Source organism: Bradyrhizobium sp. A11, from assembly GCF_042077125.1.
In the GTDB taxonomy this organism is placed as follows: Bacteria; Pseudomonadota; Alphaproteobacteria; order Rhizobiales; family Xanthobacteraceae; genus Bradyrhizobium; species Bradyrhizobium japonicum_B.
The window spans coordinates 1470809-1489255 of the sequence record NZ_CP149509.1; the positions used below are offsets into that span (position 1 = coordinate 1470809).

The window sequence follows — 18447 nt, forward strand, 5'->3', positions numbered from 1 at the left end:
GCGTCAGTTCTGGTAGTAATAGCCGCGCGGCTGATAAACCTGCCGGGGCTGCGGCTGATGATAATAGCCCTGCTGGCCGTAACCCTGGTCGTAATAGGGTTGCGGCTGCTGCTGATAGACCTGCGCGTCATAGAGCGGGCGGGTGACCGAACGCGGCGCCGGATAGCGCGCGCCGGTGTCGCTGCCGTCGGCGGGATAGATGTAATTGTCGTCCTGCGGCATGTAGCGGCGCGCGGGCTGCGCCGGCGGTGACAGGTTCACGGGATCGCCCGATGTGGCGTATTGCTCTTCGGCGGGCTGCTGCGGAGCGCGGGCCACCGCAGCGTTGGCGCGGCCGCGCGGGTTGCGCGCCAGCGCCACCTGCGCCGATCCGGTCAGCGTCACCGTGGTGTTGAGCACGCCCTGCTGCTGCACCAGCGCATAGAGTGTCGATGCGTTCTGGCGCGACAGCCGCACGCAGCCATGCGACGCCGGCGCGCCGAGCCGGCCGACCGAGTCGGTGCCGTGGATGGCGTGGCCGACCTTGGTGAAAAAGATCGCGTGCGGCATCGGCGCGTCGTCGAATTCCTTGGAATAGTGATCCTCTTCCATGCGGAAGGCGCGGAAGGCGCCGTTCGGCGTCTCGCGCGAGGGGACGCCGGTTGATACCGGCCAGCGATAGCGCGCCACGCCGTCGACCGCGACGGTCATCTGCTGATTGTCCTTGTCGACGGTGATCTCGACCTTGGCCTGCGCGCTGCCCGCGCTCAAAAGCAGCAGGGACGTGAAAGCGATGAAAAACGAACGCATTTGACTCTGGCCTCCGGCCTGTTCACGCTAGACGCCGCGGCTCTCCGTCCCCCGGCCTGCAATATGCCTGCAAACCGGCTTCCGTTCCAGCGGGCAGCCCGGCCATCGTTAACGGGCCGCAGGGCGTAGGCAAGGCCGCTTTGTGCCGCGCGGCGGCGGCGGCGCTGACATTTTCGCGAGCGCTCGCGCCGGCATCGCCAATTCGTCTCACATGCGCAACCTTTTCGCCGCCTTCGGCGTTTGATCATGCTCACCTTGGCGCGTGGTGCTTGCCGCCCGCTTCCCTCTGTCACCTTCCCCGAGATCGCAGATGAACAAAGCCCGTATCGCCGCCGCCCGATTGCCGGCCGGTTTGCCCGCGCGCGTGGCGTTCGCCGCCGCTGCCATCCTTCTTGCGGTGTCGGCCTTGCCGCAAGCTGGCCATGCTCAAGGCATCGTCCGCGGCGCCCAGGAAGGCTCCTACGAAGGCAACCGGATCGCCGGCCCCGTCGGCGGCGCAGTTGGCGGAGTCGTCGGCGCCGGTGTCGGCGGCGCGGTTGGCGCCGTCGAGGGCGCGCTCGGCATTCCCCACCGTCATTACCGTCACCGCTGCCGCGGGTACTATGACAGGTATCACCGCTTTCATTGCTACAGGTGATGCCCGGTCATTCCGGAGTGCCTATGCCGGAATGACGATCAATTCTTCAGCCGATACCCCGTGCGGAAAATCCACCAGATCACGACGAGGCAGATCACCAGGAACGCCAGCGTCATGCCGACGCTGACCGCCATGCTGACATCCGCAATCTCGTAGAAGCTCCAGCGGAAGCCGGAGATCAGGTAGACCACCGGATTGAGCAGCGCCACCGTGCGCCAGGCGGGCGGCAGCATGTCGATCGAATAGAAGCTGCCGCCGAGGAAGGTCAGCGGCGTCACCACCAGCATCGGGATCATCTGCAGCTTCTCGAAGCCGTCGGCCCAGATGCCGATGATGAAGCCGAACAGGCTGAACGTCACCGCCGTCAGCACCAGGAAGGCCAGCATCCAGACGGGATGGTGGATATGCAGCGGCACGAACAGGCCGGCGGTCGCCAGGATGATCAGGCCCAGAATGATCGACTTGGTCGCGGCGGCGCCGACATAGCCGAGCACGATCTCGAAATAGGAGATCGGCGCCGACAGGATTTCGTAGATCGTGCCGGTGAACTTCGGAAAGTAGATGCCGAACGAGGCGTTGGCGATGCTCTGCGTCAGCACCGAGAGCATGATCAGGCCCGGCACGATGAAGGTGCCGTAGCTGACGCCCTCGACCTGGCTGATGCGCGAGCCGATCGCGGCGCCGAACACCACGAAATAGAGCGAGGTCGAAACCACCGGCGAGACGATGCTTTGCAGCAGCGTACGCCAGGTGCGCGCCATTTCGAACAGATAGATGGCGCGGATGGCGCGATGGTTCATGACGTCCTCACGAGGTCGACGAAGATGTCCTCGAGCGACGATTGCGTCGTGTCGAGATCGTTGAAACGGATGCCGGCGGTGCGGAGGTCGCCGAGCAGGCTGGTGATGCCGGTGCGCTCGCCCTTTGTGTCGTAATCGTAGACCAGCGTCGCGCCGCCATCGCAGAGCTCGAGCTCGTAGTGCGCGAGGCTCTCCGGCAGCGCGGCGATCTTGCCTTGCAGATGCAGCGTCAGCCGCTTCTTGCCGAGCTTCTGCATCAAAGTCGTCTTGTCCTCGACCAGCACGATCTCGCCCTTGTTGATGACGCCGATGCGGTCGGCCATCTCCTCGGCTTCCTCGATGTAATGCGTGGTGAGGATGATGGTGACGCCGGACTGTTGCAGGGTGCGCACCACCTCCCACATGCCCTTGCGCAGCTCGACGTCGACGCCCGCGGTGGGCTCGTCCAGGAACAGGATCTGCGGTTCGTGCGACAGCGCTTTCGCGATCATCACGCGGCGCTTCATGCCGCCGGACAGCGTGATGATCTTGTTGTCCTTCTTGTCCCACAGCGAGAGGTCCTTCAGCACCTTCTCGATGTGCGCGGGATTCTTCGGCTTTCCGAACAGGCCGCGGGAGAAGCTGACGGTCGCCCACACGCTCTCGAAGGCGTCGGTGTGCAATTCCTGCGGCACGAGGCCGATCAGCGAGCGCGCCTTGCGGTAGGAGGTCTGGATGTCCTCGCCGCCGACGAGGACGCGGCCTTCGCTCGGGTTGGCGATGCCGCAGATGATGGAGATCAGCGTGGTCTTGCCGGCGCCGTTGGGCCCGAGCAGCGCAAAAATCTCGCCGCGCTTGATATCGAGATTGACGTTCTTGAGCGCCCTGAAGCCGGACCCATAGGTCTTTGACAGATTGGCGACGGAGATGATGGAGGACATGATGGCCGCAAGGCTGAGGGGCAAAAGGTTGGGGAGGGGGGCCGGACCGGTCCCGGAGGGAGGTCAGCGGAGCCCTGAAATAGGAACGCACTTGCCTGCCCGCAATTCCCCGGAGAAAAATGGTCTCAAAACAGGCCCTTCGGTGGCAGGTTTCAGGCAAGTGTTGCGCGATGGTCACTGCTTGCGGCTAAGATTGTCGCTCACGCGGCTCTTTGTTGCGTCTGCGAGCAGGCCGTGGCTACGATTCCGGTCAGTCGCGCAGCGTATGTCTCCAGGGAAAACATCGATGAGATCGAACGGCCGTCACACCGCCGGCGCCAGCCAGTTGTCCGCCCTCCGTGTATGGGCGATGGGCCTGATCCTGCTGTCAGCTGTTGCCATCAATCCGACCCCCGCCCGGGCCGCGCCGAGCCAGGCCGCGGCCGCGACCACCCACGTCTATCTGCTCCGTGGCGTGCTCAACATCTTCTCGCTCGGGCTCGACACGATCGGCGCCCGGCTCCAGGCGCAGGGCATCCCGGTGACGGTCGCCAATTTCGTGTCCTGGTCCTCGCTCGCCGACGAAGCCGCGGCCGCCTACAAGGCCGGCCGGCTCAAGACCATCGTCCTGGTCGGGCATTCCTCCGGCGCGACCGCGCTGCCGGACATGATCGCCAAGCTCAACCAGCTCGGCGTGCCCGTGAAGCTCGCGATCGGTCTCGACTCCGTGTTCAAGACCAAGCTCTCGACCGGGGCCGAGCGCTACATCAACATCTATATCGGCGATGGCCCCGGCGAGCCGGTGCGGGCCGCGGCGGGCCTCCGCGGCAAGCTCGACAATGTCGACGTGCGCGGCTCCGGCGTCGGTCACATCTCGATCGACAAGAACGAGGCGATCCAGCGCCGCGTCATCGCCGAGATCGACGCCGCGATCATGCGCTCGCGCGCTCCGGCCATGCCGGTCGCCGAACACGGCGCCCCACGGCAGGCGCGCTCGGCGGCCGCGACCGCCCCGGCCAGGAACTGAGCCAAACCGGGAACTGAGGCAAATCGGCTCGGTTTCGGCGCCGCAAAATCCGCCAAATCCGCGGTCATGAAGCCCCGGGGGAGGCCTTTGCCTCCCGCGGTGGGACTGCTGGACTGATGATTGATCTGAGGCGAATTCTCGCGCTGGCAGCGATTGCATTGCTCGCCTGGGGCCCCGGCATAGCCGCTGCCTCGCCCGCCAAGTCCAAGACCAATGCGGCCGTACCTGCCGCGCCGCCGGCCCCGCCATTCGAGCCGTTGCCGCCGCCAAAAATCTACCTCTTCCGCGGCGCCATGGGGCCGATCTTCTCGACCGGCATGGATCGGCTCGAAGAGAAACTGACGAAGGCTGGCTTCTCGGCCAACGTCTACGAATTCACCATCTGCCGGTGGATCGGCGATCGCGCCATCTCCAGCTATAAAGAATCGCCGGCGCCGATCGTGCTGATCGGCCATTCCATGGGCGGGCTGTGCTCGGTCGTCATCTCCGAGATGGCGGCCAAGGAGAACATCCCGATCAGCCTCGTCATCGCCATCGATCCCGCGCATGCGACCGGCGACGTGCCGCTCAATGTCGAGCGCTTCATCAACATCTTCCTGTCCGACAGCGTGCTCGGCGGCGGCGACGTCGTCGCGGTCCCCGGATTCCGCGGCCATTACGCGAGCTACGACCTGAAGGAAAACGCGCGCGTCTCGCACATCAACATCGAGAAGTCCGACGACATTCATCGCCAGATCGTCGAGATGGTGACGCGGCTGCCGCGCATTCCACCGCAGACCGAGGCCGATGCCGTGCCGCTGCGCTATCTCGTGCCAGCGGACACGTTGGTCGAATTGTGGGATTCCGGTGTGCGGGTCCCGGTGCGCCGCGGCGACACCATGGAGAGCATCGCCGCCGCCAATCGCGTGCCGCTGTGGACGCTCGCGCAGAGCAATTCGCTTGCGGAGAATGCACAGCTCACGCCCGGGCAAACCATCATCGTCCCGCGCCACCTGACCCCGCCCGAGCCTGCAGCCGCGATGGCGATGCCGCCGGCGGCTCCGGCAAAGCGGAAGTAGCTGCTTCGCCTCTCCTCCCATGCGGGGAGAGGGAGAGCGCTACACATTCGTTCCGTGGATCGCCTCTACCACGGCGTCCGTGACTTCCTTCGTCGTCGCCTTGCCGCCGACGTCGGGCGTCAGCACGCCGGCCGCGCAGACGCGCTCGACCGCCGCCATCAGGCGGGCTGCGGCGTCCTTCTCGCCGAGATGCTCGAGCATCTGCGCGCCGGTCCAGAAGGTCGCGACCGGGTTGGCGATGCCCTTGCCGGTGATGTCGAAGGCCGAACCGTGGATCGGCTCGAACATCGAGGGGAAGCGGCGCTGCGGATCGATGTTGCCGGTCGGCGCCACGCCGAGGCTTCCCGCCAGCGCGCCGGCAAGGTCCGAGAGGATGTCGGCGTGCAGATTGGTCGCGACGATGGTGTCGAGGCTCTTCGGATGCAGCGTCATGCGCACGGTCATGGCGTCGACCAGCATCTTGTCCCAGGTGACGTCGGGGAATTCGCTCGCGACCTCGGCGGCGATCTCGTCCCACATCACCATGCCGTGGCGCTGGGCGTTCGACTTGGTCACCACGGTCAGGAATTTGCGCGGGCGCGACTGCGCGAGCTGGAAGGCATAGCGCATGATGCGGGTGACGCCGACGCGGGTGAACACGGCGACTTCGGTGCCGACCTCTTCCGGCAGGCCCTTGTGCGCGCGACCGCCCATGCCGGCATACTCGCCTTCCGAATTCTCGCGCACGATCACCCAGTCGAGGTCGCCGACACCGACGTTGCGCAGCGGCGAGGCGACGCCGGGCAGGATCTTCGTCGGCCGCACATTGGCGTATTGGTCGAAGCCCTGGCAGATCGGCAGGCGCAGCCCCCACAGCGTGATGTGGTCGGGCACATCAGGCGCGCCGACCGCGCCGAAATAGATCGCGTCGAACTTCTTCAGCTCGGCGAGACCGTCGGCCGGCATCATGACGCCGTGCTTCTTGTAATAGTCCGAACCCCAGTCGAACGTCTTGACGTTGAAGGCGAGATCGCCGCTGCGCTTTGCCAGAGCCTCCAGCACGCGGATCCCGGCCGAGATCACCTCGGGGCCGATGCCGTCGGCGGGAATGGCTGCGATCGAATGAGTGCGCATGAGGACCTCCATCGGGACACATCAGCGGTTCGCGCCGGCGGATCGCGCTCCAGGCCGAAGCAAGGCCTGGTAGGCTGGCAAGGCAAACCAATTTGGGCTGGCTTATACCGAAAATGTTGCGCTATGACATCAGCCAACGAGAAAGCAGGATGCCATGGCTGGACAGGAAGCCTCCAACGAATTGCGGGTTGCCATCGCAGGGCTGGGCTCGATCGGCACCAAGGTCGCGACCGCGCTCGATCAGGGCATCGAGGGACTGACCCTGTCGGCCGTCGCCGTGCGCGATCCCGCCAAGCATCAGGCTTTCATCGGCGGTATGCGCCGCCCGCCGCAAGTTCTGCCGATCGAGCAGCTCGGTGATGCCGCCGACATCGTGGTCGAATGCGCGCCGAGCCATCATCTGCGGTCCATCGTCGAGCCGGCGGTGAAGCGCGGCAAGGCCGCGGTCGTGGTCAGCGTCGGCGGCCTGCTCGACAATTTCGACCTCGTCGATCTCGCCCGCGCCAATGGCGGCCGCATTCTCGTGCCGACCGGCGCGCTGATCGGGCTCGATGCCGTCAACGCCGCCGCGGTCGGCACCATCCGTTCGGTGCAGATGGTGACGCGCAAGCCGATCGACGGGCTGAAGGGCGCGCCGTTCATCGTCGCGAACAACATCGACATCGACAATCTGCGCGAGCCGCTCAAGCTGTTCGAAGGCAGCGCGCGCGAAGCGGCGAAGGGCTTTCCGGCGAACGTCAACGTCGCCGTCGCGCTGTCGCTGGCGGGCATCGGTCCCGATCGGACCCGGATCCAGGTTTGGGCCGACCCGACCGTGACGCGCAACGTTCACCGCATCGAGGTCGAGGCGGATTCGGCGCGGTTCTCGATGGGCATCGAGAATATCCCGTCGGAGAATCCCAAGACCGGCCTGATTACTGCGCTCTCGGTGATTGCGCTGCTGCGCAAGCAGCGCGCCACGCTATGCGTTGGGACGTGAAGGGGATCAAGGCGACGCTGCGTCCTCTCTCCCGCTTGCGGGAGAGGGTCTCTCCGCAACGGGACACTCCCCCAGAGGAAAGAACCCTCACACGCGTCGCTTCGCTCCGCGACCTCTGCCGCAGGCGGGAGAGGTGCAGCCAGTCCGCGGCGCCGATCTCGCCTCTTTCGACCTACACCCCCGTCACGCGCCAGATCACGTTGCCGACGTCGTCGGCCATCAGCAGCGACGTCTTGTCGGGGCCGATCGCAACGCCAACCGGGCGGCCATAGGATTCTTTCTCGTCGGGTGACAGGAAGCCCGACAGGATGTCGCGACCGGGACCGGACGGCTTTCCGTTCTCGAATGGGACGAACACCAGCTTGTAGCCGGACAGCTTGCTGCGATTCCAAGAACCGTGCTGGCCGATCACCATGCCGTCGCCGAAGCCGGGCAGGGTGCCTGCGGGCATCCAGCACAGGCCGAGCGAAGCGGTGTGGCCGCCGAGCGCGTAGTCCGGCTGCAGCGCCTTGGCGACCATCGCCGGATCCTGCGGCACGCGGTCGTCCACGGTCTTGCCCCAATAGCAATAGGGCCAGCCGTAGAAGCCGCCGTCGCGCACCGAGGTGAGATAATCCGGCGGCGTCTCGTCGCCGAGCCCGTCGCGTTCGTTGACGACGGTCCAGAGCACGTTCGTGTTCGGCTCCCAGGCAAGGCCCACGGGATTGCGCAGGCCCGCGCCGAAGATGCGATGCGTGCCTGCGACGAGATCGAGCTCGTACACCGCGGCACGGCCTTCCTCGACCTCCATGCCCATCTCGGCGATGTTGCTGAGCGAGCCGACGCCGGCATAGAGCTTCTTGCCGTCGGGGCTGGCGAGCAGACTGCGCGTCCAATGTCCGCCCGGCTTGAACGTCGTGAGCCGCTTGCCCGGCGCGGTGATGCGGTCGGCGCCCGCGACATAGGGAAACGCCATCACGCCGTCGGTGTTGCCGACATAGAAGGTGTCGCCGACCAGCGCCATGCCGAAGGGCTGGCTGAGGTTCTCCATGAAGGCGCCGCGGTGTTCGGCGACGCCGTCGCCGTCCTTGTCGCGCAAGAGCGTGATGCGGTCGGCGGACACGCCAAGCGCGGCGGCGCGGCGCATCGTCGCCTGCATCGCATAGTGGAACACGCTGCGCGGGGCGCCTGCGATCTGGGTCGCCTCCGCGATCAGCACGTCGCCGTTCGGCAGCACCTCGATCCAGCGCGGATGGTCGAGGCCGGTCGCGAACGCATTGACCTCGAGACCCGGCGCGACGGTCGGCTTCTGGCCTTCGCGCCAGCCGCGCGCGGTCGGCATCTTCAAGGTCGGGATCGCGCCTTGCGGCTTCGCTTCGGGGATGGCGGGGCTCTCTCCCCAAGCCGGCGCGGGCTCGGTGCCCGTCATCTGGCGCCATTGCAGCGCGATGCCGCCGAGGATCGCGACGAACTGCGCGAAGATGTTGGAGAAGGTCATGAGGAGCCCCTGTTTGCGCGCGCATCCAACTGGCTGGCGCGGCAGACGTCAACCGGCGCGGCCTGCCGCCGGGGCCTAATCCCGCGGAATGGCAGCCGATCGAATTTGCATGGGAGGAGCGTCGGAGAGTCGTGCCCGGAGATCAGTGGCCAATCTGCCGCTCGAGCTGCCGTGCCGTGCGAAAATCGTCGAGGTGTTGGATGTTCGGCGCCAGCGCGGCCTCCCTGGACAGCAGGTGATAGACCCGTGCCACCGTGCGCTGCTTCTGCTTCGTCCGCCCGGGCGGCAGCGCCCGCGCCTTGCGCAGGGCGGCGATCGCGTGCGCGCGAAAATAGTCGTAGGCATCCGACATGGCTCGAGGCTCTGCACATGTTGCAGGTGTCGAGAGGATAACGGGCGCGGGGAAGGGCGGTTCCTTGGCAATGCTTCCCGTAGCCCGGATGAGCAAAGCGAAATCCGGGGCGATTGGTCCCGCATGCCGCTTCGCTCATGCGGGCTACAGGTCTTGCGCTTAGGAGCTCACCGCGCCGACGTGAACGGAATGAGCATCGGGACGCGGCGGCAATAGGCGCCGTAGGCGTGCTCGCCGAGTTCCTTGGACAAGAACACTTCTTCCATCCGGCCCTTCTGCCACATGCCGAGCGAGATCAGGATCGCGCCGAGGATTGTCGTCACCAAGCCGATCGCGAAGCCCGTCACCAGCATCCCGAAGATCAGTCCGGTGTAGATGGGGTGGCGCACCAAGCCGTACGGCCCGGTGTCGATGACGCGATGGTCTTCCTTCTGGGTAATGGTGTTGGACCAGAACTTTCCGAGATGCAGCCGACCCCACCATGCGAAGGCAATGCCAGCGGCCGAGAGGATCGCGGCGATCGCGATGCCGGTGTTGCCGAGCACCCAGAGCGGCTTCAAGCCCAGGATCTCCGCGACGAACGGCGTGTACAGGATGCCGCCGACCAGGATCGGCAGGCGATAGCGCTGAGACTCCAGCGTCATGACCTGCTTCTTGGTCTGCCCCTGCCAGAACGAGGCGCCGACCCAGCTGGCCAGAAAAGCGACCCAGAGCAGGGCAAGCAGCTGCGTCGGCCAGGTCGTGGTCCAGCCGCCCCAGGCGACAGAGAGAAGCTTGTTGAAGTCGAAGGACATGAAGGTTCTTTGCGTTTGAAGCGGCGGCTTCAGCCCGCGCGCGAGGAGAGCGCGTGATGCTTGAGGGCCCCGGAGGCCTCCTGGCCGTTGCGGGCGAGCAGGTGGGTGATGGTTTCGCGCAGCACCGGCTCGATCGGACGCGGCGAATAGCCGAGCTCGGTGCGAGCTTTGCCGATCGAAAGATCGCTGGCGGCGAGCGCGATGCGGACGCCCTCGGCGGTGCCGTTGGGCGGGCGGTGCGTGACGTGATCGGCGATGTATTCGAGCATCACGGCGGAGAGCTCGGCGATCTTGCCGGGCACGACGACCGGAAACTGCCGACGGCCGGCCATCGCCGCCATCATGCGCAGAATGCGCCCGAGCGGAACGCAATCGCCGCCCAGAATGTAGCGCTGGCCGAGGCGGCCGCGTTCCATGGTCAGCACGAGGCCCATCGCGACGTCGCGGACGTCGACCAGGTTGACCAGGAAATTGAGATGCGGCTGCACCTTCTTCTGGAGGAAGTACCAGAGCATCGCGGTCGGCGGCGTCAGATTGTGGTCGGCAGCGCCGATCGGCATGGTCGGCGTGCCGATCACGAGCGGAAAACCGCTGGCCGCGGCCTTTGCGGCGCAATGCTCGGCGAGCGACTTCGAGCGCGTATAGGCGCCGGGCATGGCGTCGGCCGGCTGCAGCGCCTCTTCGGCGGGAACCCCTTTGAGGTCGGAATAGGGGAACAGGATCGATTCCGTCGAGCAGTGCAGAAAGCGCGACACGCCGCGCTTCATTGCGGCCGCGAGCACGATCTCGGTGCCGCGGCAATTGACCTCGTGAAAGTCCTGCTTGTTGGCGACCCACATGCCGGGCAGGCCGGCGAGGTGATAGACCTGATCGACCCCGGCGAGCGCCGCATCGACCGCGGCGCTGTCCAGCACCGAGCCATGGACGTGTTCGACGTCGGCGTTCGCCGCGGCCGGCGCACGGACGTCGAGAACACGCACCCGCTGCCCACGGGCGCGGAGCGCTTCGACGAGATGATGTCCGATGAAGCCAAAGCCACCGGTAACCAGGACGAGAGCCATGCAGAAGGTTGTTGTTTCGCTTCTAGAGCTATCGGGTTGAAAGGGAATTGGTCGGAAGAGGCGCCAGAATCGCGGCAAGGTCGCGACGGAAGCCCAAAGCAATGAACAATTTTGCCATCACGAACATCGGTCCAAGGAAAAGATGCGAAGGAAAAGTGAACAGCGAGGCTTCGCGCCCCTCAAAAACCTTGTGGCCGATGGTCTGCGCGGCGAGGCCGAGCACCACCAGCGTGGCGAAAATCGCCCACATCGCCGCGGTGCTGACCTGCGCCGCGATGCTGGACGCAACCGAGAACAGCACGATGGAGACCGCCAGAATGCCGATCCCGAGCGCCACATCGAGCAGCAGCCAATAGACCAGAACCGGCAAGGCCAGGATCACCGCCAGGCTGACATCGAAACCGAACAGCGGAAGCCTGACCAGCGTCAGCGGCAGCACCGCGCCGGTGAACAACAGGAGAATACCGACCACATGCATCGCCGTGTTGCGGGGATCGCGATGGTACTCGACGTAAACGGCAAGTTGGCGCTGAAACAAGCCACCCATTTTGGTCTCATGCAGCACGGGATCGGGAAGGGCGAACAGTCGCTATAGCACTGGACCGGGCGGTGCACAAACCGGCACTATTGTCGCGCAAGGCGGCATTGGTGCGCGGCAGACAGGCACCAAAACGAGCAGGATTTCAAAAGGTTCCGCCAGGCGCGCGGCCGTCTCCGCTTAGCGCTTCTTGGCGGGCTTTTTCGCCGCAGGCGCCGGCGCCGCCGGATGTGGCGCCTCCTCCGGCAGCTTGGCATAGGTCAGGATTTGCAACTGCCCGTTGACGGCCGAAGTCGGCCTGGCCCGGTCGAGTAACTGCTCCTCGCCGAGGCCGATCGGATGCAGCCGCTTGGTCGAGATCTTGAACGTGTTCACCAGCACGTCGCGGATCGCGTCGGCGCGGCGCTGGCTCAGGATCGCATTGGCCTCGCGCGTCTTCGAATTGGATTCGACATGGCCGACGATCAGGAACGTGTAGGGCAGCAGCGAGGAATGAACCAGCGCGTCCGCGATGCGGCCGACGGTCTGGTAGGAGGCCGGCTGGATGATGGGCGTGTCGGCATCGAACTGGATCTGCGCGTTGAAGGCCGGCAGCCTGGCGAGATCAGGCGCGATCAGCGGCCGGTTCACCGGTCCCGGATCGTTCTTGATCCTGGTCTTGGCGCGCTCCATCACCTGCTGCTTCAGCGCGGGCAGATCGACCTCGGCAGCCTGCTCGAAACGGTTCAGCTTGGCGACGATGTCGTCGCGGGTCGGTGCCGCCGTCTGCGCACGTGCAGGGCCGGCGAGCAGCGCGAAGCCCAGCGCGATGCCCAGTGCCGCGGTGGTGAGCCCCTTCGCGCGCATCAGCGATACCCCGCATCGTCAACAGCCTTCAGGCAGTTGTTGCTGATGCCCTTGGGCGTCGAGACCAGGCAGGGGACCGACTTGCTGGTCTCCTTGGTCGAGCCGCCGCAGACCTTGACGATCTCGCGCTGGCAGGCGTTTGCCACGGTGACGCGCGCGGCAACGCGCTTCTGAATGGCGTCGAAGACGCCGAGATAGTCGCTCGCGCATTGCGGCGAGAGCACGTCGCGGTTGCGCGACAGGCATTCTTTCAGCCGGTTTGAATCCGGATTGACGCCGCGGCAATTGGCGACGATTTCCGCGCCGCAGCTCGCCGCCAGCTTGCCGATCGAATCGCCAAAGCTCATGGTCTCCGCCGCCGCCAGCGACGGCATCCCCAATGCCAGCAAGATCAGTGCGATGCCCCGGACCATGGCCGCATCTGATACGGGGAAGTTGGCGATGGTCAAGACCTGTTCGGCGCAGAACCGTCGAAGGCAAGGGGAGTGCGGCGAACAATCCTCACTCGGCGGCGTCGAGGGGCGGCCATTCGATCAAGGCGACCGTGTGGTCTCTGAGGTCACCGGCCACATCGACGTCTGCCTTGAGCTCGTCCAATGTCCGCGGCGGGGGAAGCTCTCGGCCGTCAGCGGCGAGGTCCTGAGCGTAGAGCGCGAGGGCCTCGGGCGCATTCTCCAGCGCTTCGTCGATATCGTCACCTCCCGAAAAGCAGCCGGGCAGGTCCGGAAACCACAGGCTAACGGCTTCGTCCGGATCGGTATCCTCGATGATGGCGACGTACTGAGCCAAATCGGGGCCTCACGCCCGCTGCACAAAACTGTCCACGACCTTCTTCTCGCCGGCCTTGTCGAAGGCGATGGTGAGCTTGTTGCCGTCGATCTTGGTGACGCGGCCGTAGCCGAACTTCTGGTGGAAGACGCGATCGGACAGCGAGAATTCCGACGTCGTGCCGGTCGATTTGGCGACCAACTCGCCCTCGATCGTCAGCGGACCGCGACGGCGCGAGGCGAAGCTGCCGAAATCGGGGCCGGCCGATGAGGACGATGAGAACGTCGCGGTCTCGTCCTCGAAGCCGCCGTAACCGCCGCTATTGCGGCCGCCGCCGCGGTTGCGGTTGGCCTGGGCGCGCTGCCAGCCTGGCGTGGTGTAGCTGGAGCCGAACGCCTCCATGTCGTCGAAGCGCGAGGCGCCGTAGCCGCCGGTGCCGCCCCAGGCCGAGCCGCCCTTAGATTCCGTGATCTCGACATTGGCCGCGGGCAATTCGTCGAGGAAACGCGAGGGGATCGTGGTGGACCAGGTGCCGTGGATGCGCCGGTTGGTGGCGAAATAGATCATGGCGCGGCGGCGGGCGCGGGTCAGGCCGACATGGCCGAGCCGGCGCTCTTCTTCCAGGCCGGCGCGGCCCTGCTCGTCCAGCGTGCGCTGGCTCGGGAACAGGCCTTCCTCCCAGCCCGGCAGGAACACGTTGTCGAACTCGAGTCCCTTGGCCGAATGCAATGTCATCAGCGACACCGCATCCTCCTCGGCGCCGCCCTCGCGATCCATCACCAGCGAGATGTGTTCGAGGAACCCTTGCAGGTTCTCGAACTCCTCCATCGAGCGCACCAGCTCTTTCAGGTTCTCCAGCCGGCCCGCGGCGTCCGCCGAACGGTCCTTCTGCCACATCTCGGTATAGCCGCTCTCGTCGAGCACGATCTGGGCGAGATCGGTGTGTGCGGTGACCTCGCGCTGGGCGCGCCAGCGGTCGAACTGGGCGACGACGTCGCGAAGCGAGCCGCGCGCCTTCGGCTTCAGCTCGTCGGTCTCGACCACCGCGCGTGCCGCTTCGAACAGGGGAATGCGGCGCTTGCGGGCGTGGTCGTGCAGCATCTGCACCGTGGCATCGCCGAGGCCCCGCTTGGGCACGTTGACGATACGCTCGAAGGCGAGGTCGTCGGCCGGCGAGTTGATGACACGCAAATAGGCCAGCGCATCGCGGATTTCCGCGCGCTCGTAGAAGCGTGGGCCGCCGATGACGCGGTAGGGCAGGCCGAGCGTGACGAAGCGGTCTTCGAACTCGCGCATCTGGTAGGAGGCGCGCACCAGGATCGCGATCTCGTTGAGCTTCTCGCCGCGGCGCTGCAGCTGCTCGATCTCCTCGCCGATGCCGCGTGCTTCCTCCTCGGAATCCCACGAGCCTGTGACTGTGACCTTCTCGCCGTCCTGGTCCTCGGTGCGCAGCGTCTTGCCGAGCCGGCCTTCGTTGTGCGCGATCAGATGCGAGGCGGCGGCGAGGATGTGGCCGGTCGAGCGATAATTGCGCTCCAGGCGAATGACCTTGGCGCCGGGGAAATCTTGCTCGAAGCGCAGGATGTTGTCGACCTCGGCGCCGCGCCAGCCGTAGATCGACTGGTCGTCGTCGCCGACGCAGCAGATGTTCTTGGTGGGACCCGGAGCAGTTGCGATCCCCGCGCGCTCCGTCATTCCGGGATGCGCCAAAGGCGCAGACCCGGAATCTCGAGATGAGTCCTCAGCTCGGGATTCCGGGTTCGCGTCTTCGACGCGCCCCGGAATGACGGCTTTGGCCGCTGCCGGCGCCTGCGACAGCAGCCGCAGCCACAGATATTGCGCGACGTTGGTGTCTTGGTACTCGTCGACCAGGATGTACTTGAAGCGCTGCTGGTACTGCCGGAGGATATCCGGGTGCTCGCGGAAGATGCGGATGTTCTCCAGCAGGAGATCGCCGAAATCGGCCGCGTTCAGAATCTTCAGCCGCTCCTGATAGCTCGCATAGAGCTTGCCGCCCTTGCCGTTGGCGAACGTGGCGGCTTCGCCCGAGGGCACCTGCGAGGGCGTCAAGCCGCGGTTCTTCCAGCCGTCGATCAGGCCGGCGAGCATGCGCGCAGGCCAGCGCTTGTCGTCGATGTTCTCGGCTTGAAGCAGCTGCTTCAGCAGCCGGACCTGGTCGTCGACGTCGAGCACGGTGAAGTTCGACTTGAGCTGCGCCAGCTCGGCATGGAAACGCAGGATGCGGCCGCCGATGGAGTGGAAGGTGCCGAGCCACGGCATGCCCTCGACGGCATGGCCGAGCATCTGGCCGAGCCGGTGCTTCATCTCGCGCGCGGCCTTGTTGGTGAAGGTCACCGACAGGATCTCGGCGGGACGGGCGCGGCCCTGGCTCAGGATATGGGCGATGCGCGTCGTCAGCACGCGGGTCTTGCCGGTGCCGGCGCCGGCCAGCACCAGGACCGGGCCCTCCAGCGTCTCCACGGCCTCGCGCTGCTCCGGATTGAGCCCGGACAGATATTGCGGGCCCACCGAGGCGCGCGCACGCGCGGCGATGCCGCCGGCTGCGGGCTGGTGGTCGGGTACGCTGGTGATTTTGCTCGGCTCGGTCATGCGAATCATTGGCCCCACGATGGCACCGCGGGGTGGCGGAAGGGAGCCTTCTAACAGGGATGGTGCCTATATGGGGCGGCGAAAACAGGTTTTCCACGTGCGTGGCGGGCCAATTTGTTCCCGCGCGCCTTGCGAATTTCCTCCTTGACCGGGTCGGAACCATCGTTCCCGCCTTGAGATTGTCTGGCAGGTGGTGCGGCAAGCCGCGCCGGACGCAGACAACATCAAGACGAGGGTTTGACCATGCTAGGCTGGGTTGTGACGTTTCTGGTTATCGCACTGATCGCCGGCATCCTGGGCTTCGGCGGCGTCGCCGGCGCTTCGATCGAGATCGCCAAGATCATCTTCTTCATCGCGGTCGTTCTGTTCCTGGTCTCGGCCGTCGTCGGCCTGGCGCGCGGCCGCAACAGGATATAGCGCCATCTCCGCGGCACATCCTTCGAGACGCCCGCCTTCGGCGGGCCCTCAGGATGAGGGCAGAGTGTGCGGCAGCAGTTCGAAGAGCACAATGCGGCTTAGCCTCATCCTGAGGAGACCGCGAAGCGGTCGTCTCGAAGGACGAGGCGCGCGCTCAGGTCTCACTTAGATGCTGCTTGCTGAACCTACCGCTTCGAGGGCATCGCCACGTTGCGGCCGATGCCCTCGGGGCGGGAAACCGCGCTGTGGGCCTTTATGACCGCAGCGATGCGCTCGCTGATATCAGGCGGAAACGGCGCGACGCGCCGTGCATTCATGTCCATATGCAGCGACATGTTCTCGGACGTGGCCGACAGCCAGCCTTCGCTCGCGTGCCGCATCTCCTCGAAAGTGTGCAGCCGCTTGTCGTCGGCCTCGAGCAGCCAGACCAAGATCTGCACGGGATCGCCGAGGTGGATCTCGCGCAAGTAGCGCACATGGCATTCGGCCGTGAAAGTCGAGCCGCCCCGCTCCTTCATGTAAGCAGGCCCGATCCCGAGCTCGGCCCAGAGCTGGTCGATCGCGCGGTCGAACATCACGTTGTAATAGGCCATGTTGAGATGGCCGTTATAGTCGATCCATTGCGGCTCGATCTGCATGATCGAGGCGCGGAATGGCGCGGCTTTGGGCGTCGGGGCGGCAGTCTCCGGCATGTTTCCTTCCCGCTATGCGTCCGGTCGCTTGACTTGACCGGTTTTATGTCCTTTGCCACGGTTCTTCTGTCGGGAGGAATTCCGTGGGCACCACCATCACCAATAATCCGCCGCGGCCGGAGCCGAAAGCCCTCGCGAGCGCGCTGGAGCAGCTCGCCGCACGCTTCGGCAACCGCCTCGTCACCTCGCAGGCCGTCCGCGAGCAGCACGGCCATACCACCACCTGGCTTCCCAACCAGCCGCCTGACGGCGTGGTGATGGCGCAGGAGACCGCCGACATCCAGGACGTGGTGCGGATCTGCGCCAGGAACCGTGTCCCCGTCATTCCCTTCGGGACCGGCACCTCGCTCGAGGGCCAGGTCAATGCGCCCGCCGGCGGTATCTCGATCGATCTGCGCGACATGAACAAGGTGCTCGCGGTGCATGCCGAGGACCTCGACTGCGTGATCCAGCCCGGCGTGACCCGCAAGGCGCTCAACGAGCATCTGCGCGACCAGGGCCTGTTCTTCCCGATCGATCCCGGCGCCGATGCTTCGCTCGGCGGTATGGCCTCGACCCGCGCCTCCGGCACCAACGCGGTGCGCTACGGCACCATGCGCGACAGCGTGCTGGCGCTGAAGGTTGTGCGCGGCGATGGCGAGATCATCACCACGGGCACGCGCGCCAAGAAGTCATCGGCGGGCTACGACCTCACGCATCTGTTCGTCGGCGCCGAGGGCACGCTCGGCATCATCTCGGAATTGACCATCCGACTGCGCGGCATTCCCGAGACGATCGCGGCGGGCGCGGTGTCGTTCGCGAGTGTGCACGGGGCCTGCCAGGCCGTGATCCTGGCGATCCAGACCGGCATTCCCGTCGCGCGCATCGAGCTGCTCAACGCGGCGCAGGTGCAAGCCTGCAACGCCTATTCGAAGCTGACATTGCCGGAGACCCCGCTGCTGCTGATGGAATTCCACGGCAGCGAGATCGAGGTCGCCGAGCAGTCCAAGGCGTTCGGCGAGATCGCCCGGGATTGCGGCGGTGGCGATTTCTCCTGGACCACCAAGCCCGAGGACCGCACCAAGCTGTGGCAGGCGCGGCACGACGCCTATTGGTCGGTGAAGGCGCTGCGGCCCGGCGACAGCATCGGCGTGGTCGCGACCGACGTCTGCGTGCCGATCTCGCGGCTCGCCGACTGCGTCAGCGAGACTGAGGAGGATCTCAAGCGGCTCAATTTGCTGTCGCCGATCGTCGGCCATGTCGGCGACGGCAATTTCCATTGCTCGCTGGTCTGCGACACCAACGACGCGGACGAGATGGCGCGCGGCGAAGAATTCATGCATCGCCTGGTCGAGCGCGCGCAGGCGATGGACGGCACCTGCACCGGCGAGCACGGCATCGGGCAGGGCAAGCAGAAATATCTGAAGGCGGAGCTCGGCCCTGAGGCGCTCGACGCCATGCGGGCCCTGAAGAAGGCGCTCGATCCGCTCAACATCTTCAACCCGGGCAAGATCGTGCCGGAGGGGTAGCGCCGGCCGCAGCCAAGGACCGGGAACTTTCGGCAATGCTGACGGTTCCAATTCCCGCCAATTTCCCATGCCTCGATGGCAG

Annotated in this window: 20 protein-coding genes; 6 read left to right on the plus strand and 14 right to left on the minus strand. The window is 65.8% G+C overall.

Translation table 11 applies throughout. The features are described 5' to 3' along the window. Positions 1-3 precede the first annotated feature (3 nt). Complete coding sequence (locus WI560_RS06790) at positions 4-789, minus strand: L,D-transpeptidase (protein ID WP_375307381.1); 786 nt, start codon at positions 787-789, stop codon at positions 4-6. A 310-nt stretch (positions 790-1099) separates the two neighbouring features. On the opposite strand from WI560_RS06790, the gene WI560_RS06795 reads away from it, so the two are divergent. Further along, positions 1100-1426 (plus strand): hypothetical protein, encoded by a 327-nt coding sequence (locus tag WI560_RS06795; protein WP_375307382.1) that lies wholly within the window; start codon positions 1100-1102, stop codon positions 1424-1426. A 38-nt stretch (positions 1427-1464) separates the two neighbouring features. On the opposite strand, the gene WI560_RS06800 is transcribed toward WI560_RS06795, so the two are convergent. Both WI560_RS06800 and WI560_RS06805 read right to left on the minus strand, forming a co-directional pair. Next, a complete protein-coding gene (locus WI560_RS06800; protein WP_257176067.1) occupies positions 1465-2226 on the minus strand; it encodes an ABC transporter permease in 762 nt (253 codons plus the stop codon). Further along, the gene (locus WI560_RS06805; RefSeq protein ID WP_375307383.1) at positions 2223-3146 is read right to left on the minus strand and encodes an ABC transporter ATP-binding protein; all 924 of its coding nucleotides are present in this window, start codon (positions 3144-3146) and stop codon (positions 2223-2225) included. The genes WI560_RS06800 and WI560_RS06805 overlap by 4 nt, the downstream gene beginning before the upstream one ends. Before the next feature lie 286 nt (positions 3147-3432). On the opposite strand from WI560_RS06805, the gene WI560_RS06810 reads away from it, so the two are divergent. Further along, on the plus strand, positions 3433-4152 hold the full coding sequence (locus WI560_RS06810) for a hypothetical protein (RefSeq protein ID WP_375307384.1): 720 nt from the start codon (positions 3433-3435) through the stop codon (positions 4150-4152). Positions 4153-4268: 116 nt separating this feature from the next. Continuing rightward, a complete protein-coding gene (locus WI560_RS06815; protein ID WP_375307385.1) occupies positions 4269-5210 on the plus strand; it encodes a LysM peptidoglycan-binding domain-containing protein in 942 nt (313 codons plus the stop codon). Between the two features lie 39 nt (positions 5211-5249). Here the strand turns inward: WI560_RS06815 and WI560_RS06820 are convergent, their stop codons facing one another. Next, a complete protein-coding gene (locus WI560_RS06820) occupies positions 5250-6323 on the minus strand; it encodes a tartrate dehydrogenase (RefSeq protein WP_375307386.1) in 1074 nt (357 codons plus the stop codon). Between the two features lie 154 nt (positions 6324-6477). On the opposite strand from WI560_RS06820, the gene WI560_RS06825 reads away from it, so the two are divergent. Next, positions 6478-7302: an aspartate dehydrogenase gene (locus WI560_RS06825; RefSeq protein ID WP_375307387.1), complete on the plus strand. Its 825-nt coding sequence runs from the start codon at positions 6478-6480 to the stop codon at positions 7300-7302. A gap of 172 nt (positions 7303-7474) precedes the next feature. Here the strand turns inward: WI560_RS06825 and WI560_RS06830 are convergent, their stop codons facing one another. The 9 genes from WI560_RS06830 to WI560_RS06870 form a co-directional block, all read right to left on the minus strand. Continuing rightward, positions 7475-8779: a PQQ-dependent sugar dehydrogenase gene (locus WI560_RS06830; RefSeq protein ID WP_375307388.1), complete on the minus strand. Its 1305-nt coding sequence runs from the start codon at positions 8777-8779 to the stop codon at positions 7475-7477. A gap of 142 nt (positions 8780-8921) precedes the next feature. Then, the gene (locus WI560_RS06835; protein WP_375307389.1) at positions 8922-9131 is read right to left on the minus strand and encodes a hypothetical protein; all 210 of its coding nucleotides are present in this window, start codon (positions 9129-9131) and stop codon (positions 8922-8924) included. 167 nt (positions 9132-9298) lie between these two features. Further along, positions 9299-9925 carry a methyltransferase family protein gene (locus WI560_RS06840; protein ID WP_375307390.1) on the minus strand — a complete coding sequence of 209 codons (627 nt, stop codon included), beginning with the start codon at positions 9923-9925 and terminating at the stop codon, positions 9299-9301. Between the two features lie 29 nt (positions 9926-9954). Further along, positions 9955-10986 carry an NAD-dependent epimerase/dehydratase family protein gene (locus tag WI560_RS06845; protein WP_375307391.1) on the minus strand — a complete coding sequence of 344 codons (1032 nt, stop codon included), beginning with the start codon at positions 10984-10986 and terminating at the stop codon, positions 9955-9957. 28 nt (positions 10987-11014) lie between these two features. Then, complete coding sequence (locus tag WI560_RS06850) at positions 11015-11533, minus strand: DUF962 domain-containing protein (RefSeq protein ID WP_306594650.1); 519 nt, start codon at positions 11531-11533, stop codon at positions 11015-11017. Positions 11534-11704: 171 nt separating this feature from the next. After that, positions 11705-12370 carry an OmpA family protein gene (locus WI560_RS06855; RefSeq protein WP_375307392.1) on the minus strand — a complete coding sequence of 222 codons (666 nt, stop codon included), beginning with the start codon at positions 12368-12370 and terminating at the stop codon, positions 11705-11707. After that, positions 12370-12783 (minus strand): hypothetical protein, encoded by a 414-nt coding sequence (locus WI560_RS06860; protein ID WP_028138037.1) that lies wholly within the window; start codon positions 12781-12783, stop codon positions 12370-12372. Before WI560_RS06860 ends, WI560_RS06855 begins: the two co-directional genes overlap by 1 nt. A gap of 88 nt (positions 12784-12871) precedes the next feature. Then, positions 12872-13159: a type II toxin-antitoxin system HicB family antitoxin gene (locus tag WI560_RS06865; RefSeq protein WP_375307393.1), complete on the minus strand. Its 288-nt coding sequence runs from the start codon at positions 13157-13159 to the stop codon at positions 12872-12874. A gap of 9 nt (positions 13160-13168) precedes the next feature. Beyond that, on the minus strand, positions 13169-15757 hold the full coding sequence (locus WI560_RS06870) for an ATP-dependent helicase (protein WP_375307394.1): 2589 nt from the start codon (positions 15755-15757) through the stop codon (positions 13169-13171). Positions 15758-15991: 234 nt separating this feature from the next. Here WI560_RS06870 and WI560_RS06875 point away from each other — a divergent pair, with 234 nt between their 5' ends. Beyond that, complete coding sequence (locus tag WI560_RS06875) at positions 15992-16165, plus strand: DUF1328 domain-containing protein (protein WP_036006471.1); 174 nt, start codon at positions 15992-15994, stop codon at positions 16163-16165. A 185-nt stretch (positions 16166-16350) separates the two neighbouring features. Here WI560_RS06875 and WI560_RS06880 read toward each other — a convergent pair whose 3' ends face one another. Next, entirely contained in the window at positions 16351-16857 is a 507-nt protein-coding gene (locus WI560_RS06880; protein WP_375307395.1) for a thioesterase family protein, read from the minus strand. An 83-nt stretch (positions 16858-16940) separates the two neighbouring features. Here WI560_RS06880 and WI560_RS06885 point away from each other — a divergent pair, with 83 nt between their 5' ends. Continuing rightward, complete coding sequence (locus tag WI560_RS06885) at positions 16941-18365, plus strand: FAD-binding oxidoreductase (protein WP_375307396.1); 1425 nt, start codon at positions 16941-16943, stop codon at positions 18363-18365. The last annotated feature ends 82 nt before the right edge of the window (positions 18366-18447 follow it).

Excerpts from the sequence above, each read along its gene's own strand:
- WI560_RS06790 (WP_375307381.1), bottom strand. The coding sequence starts at position 789 with ATGCGTTCGTTTTTCATCGCTTTCACGTCCCTGCTGCTTTTGAGCGCG.
- WI560_RS06795 (WP_375307382.1), top strand. The coding sequence starts at position 1,100 with ATGAACAAAGCCCGTATCGCCGCCGCCCGATTGCCGGCCGGTTTGCCC.
- WI560_RS06800 (WP_257176067.1), bottom strand. The coding sequence starts at position 2,226 with ATGAACCATCGCGCCATCCGCGCCATCTATCTGTTCGAAATGGCGCGC.
- WI560_RS06805 (WP_375307383.1), bottom strand. The coding sequence starts at position 3,146 with ATGTCCTCCATCATCTCCGTCGCCAATCTGTCAAAGACCTATGGGTCC.
- WI560_RS06810 (WP_375307384.1), top strand. The coding sequence starts at position 3,433 with ATGAGATCGAACGGCCGTCACACCGCCGGCGCCAGCCAGTTGTCCGCC.
- WI560_RS06815 (WP_375307385.1), top strand. The coding sequence starts at position 4,269 with ATGATTGATCTGAGGCGAATTCTCGCGCTGGCAGCGATTGCATTGCTC.
- WI560_RS06820 (WP_375307386.1), bottom strand. The coding sequence starts at position 6,323 with ATGCGCACTCATTCGATCGCAGCCATTCCCGCCGACGGCATCGGCCCC.
- WI560_RS06825 (WP_375307387.1), top strand. The coding sequence starts at position 6,478 with ATGGCTGGACAGGAAGCCTCCAACGAATTGCGGGTTGCCATCGCAGGG.
- WI560_RS06830 (WP_375307388.1), bottom strand. The coding sequence starts at position 8,779 with ATGACCTTCTCCAACATCTTCGCGCAGTTCGTCGCGATCCTCGGCGGC.
- WI560_RS06835 (WP_375307389.1), bottom strand. The coding sequence starts at position 9,131 with ATGTCGGATGCCTACGACTATTTTCGCGCGCACGCGATCGCCGCCCTG.
- WI560_RS06840 (WP_375307390.1), bottom strand. The coding sequence starts at position 9,925 with ATGTCCTTCGACTTCAACAAGCTTCTCTCTGTCGCCTGGGGCGGCTGG.
- WI560_RS06845 (WP_375307391.1), bottom strand. The coding sequence starts at position 10,986 with ATGGCTCTCGTCCTGGTTACCGGTGGCTTTGGCTTCATCGGACATCAT.
- WI560_RS06850 (WP_306594650.1), bottom strand. The coding sequence starts at position 11,533 with ATGGGTGGCTTGTTTCAGCGCCAACTTGCCGTTTACGTCGAGTACCAT.
- WI560_RS06855 (WP_375307392.1), bottom strand. The coding sequence starts at position 12,370 with ATGCGCGCGAAGGGGCTCACCACCGCGGCACTGGGCATCGCGCTGGGC.
- WI560_RS06860 (WP_028138037.1), bottom strand. The coding sequence starts at position 12,783 with ATGGTCCGGGGCATCGCACTGATCTTGCTGGCATTGGGGATGCCGTCG.
- WI560_RS06870 (WP_375307394.1), bottom strand. The coding sequence starts at position 15,757 with ATGATTCGCATGACCGAGCCGAGCAAAATCACCAGCGTACCCGACCAC.
- WI560_RS06875 (WP_036006471.1), top strand. The coding sequence starts at position 15,992 with ATGCTAGGCTGGGTTGTGACGTTTCTGGTTATCGCACTGATCGCCGGC.
- WI560_RS06880 (WP_375307395.1), bottom strand. The coding sequence starts at position 16,857 with ATGCCGGAGACTGCCGCCCCGACGCCCAAAGCCGCGCCATTCCGCGCC.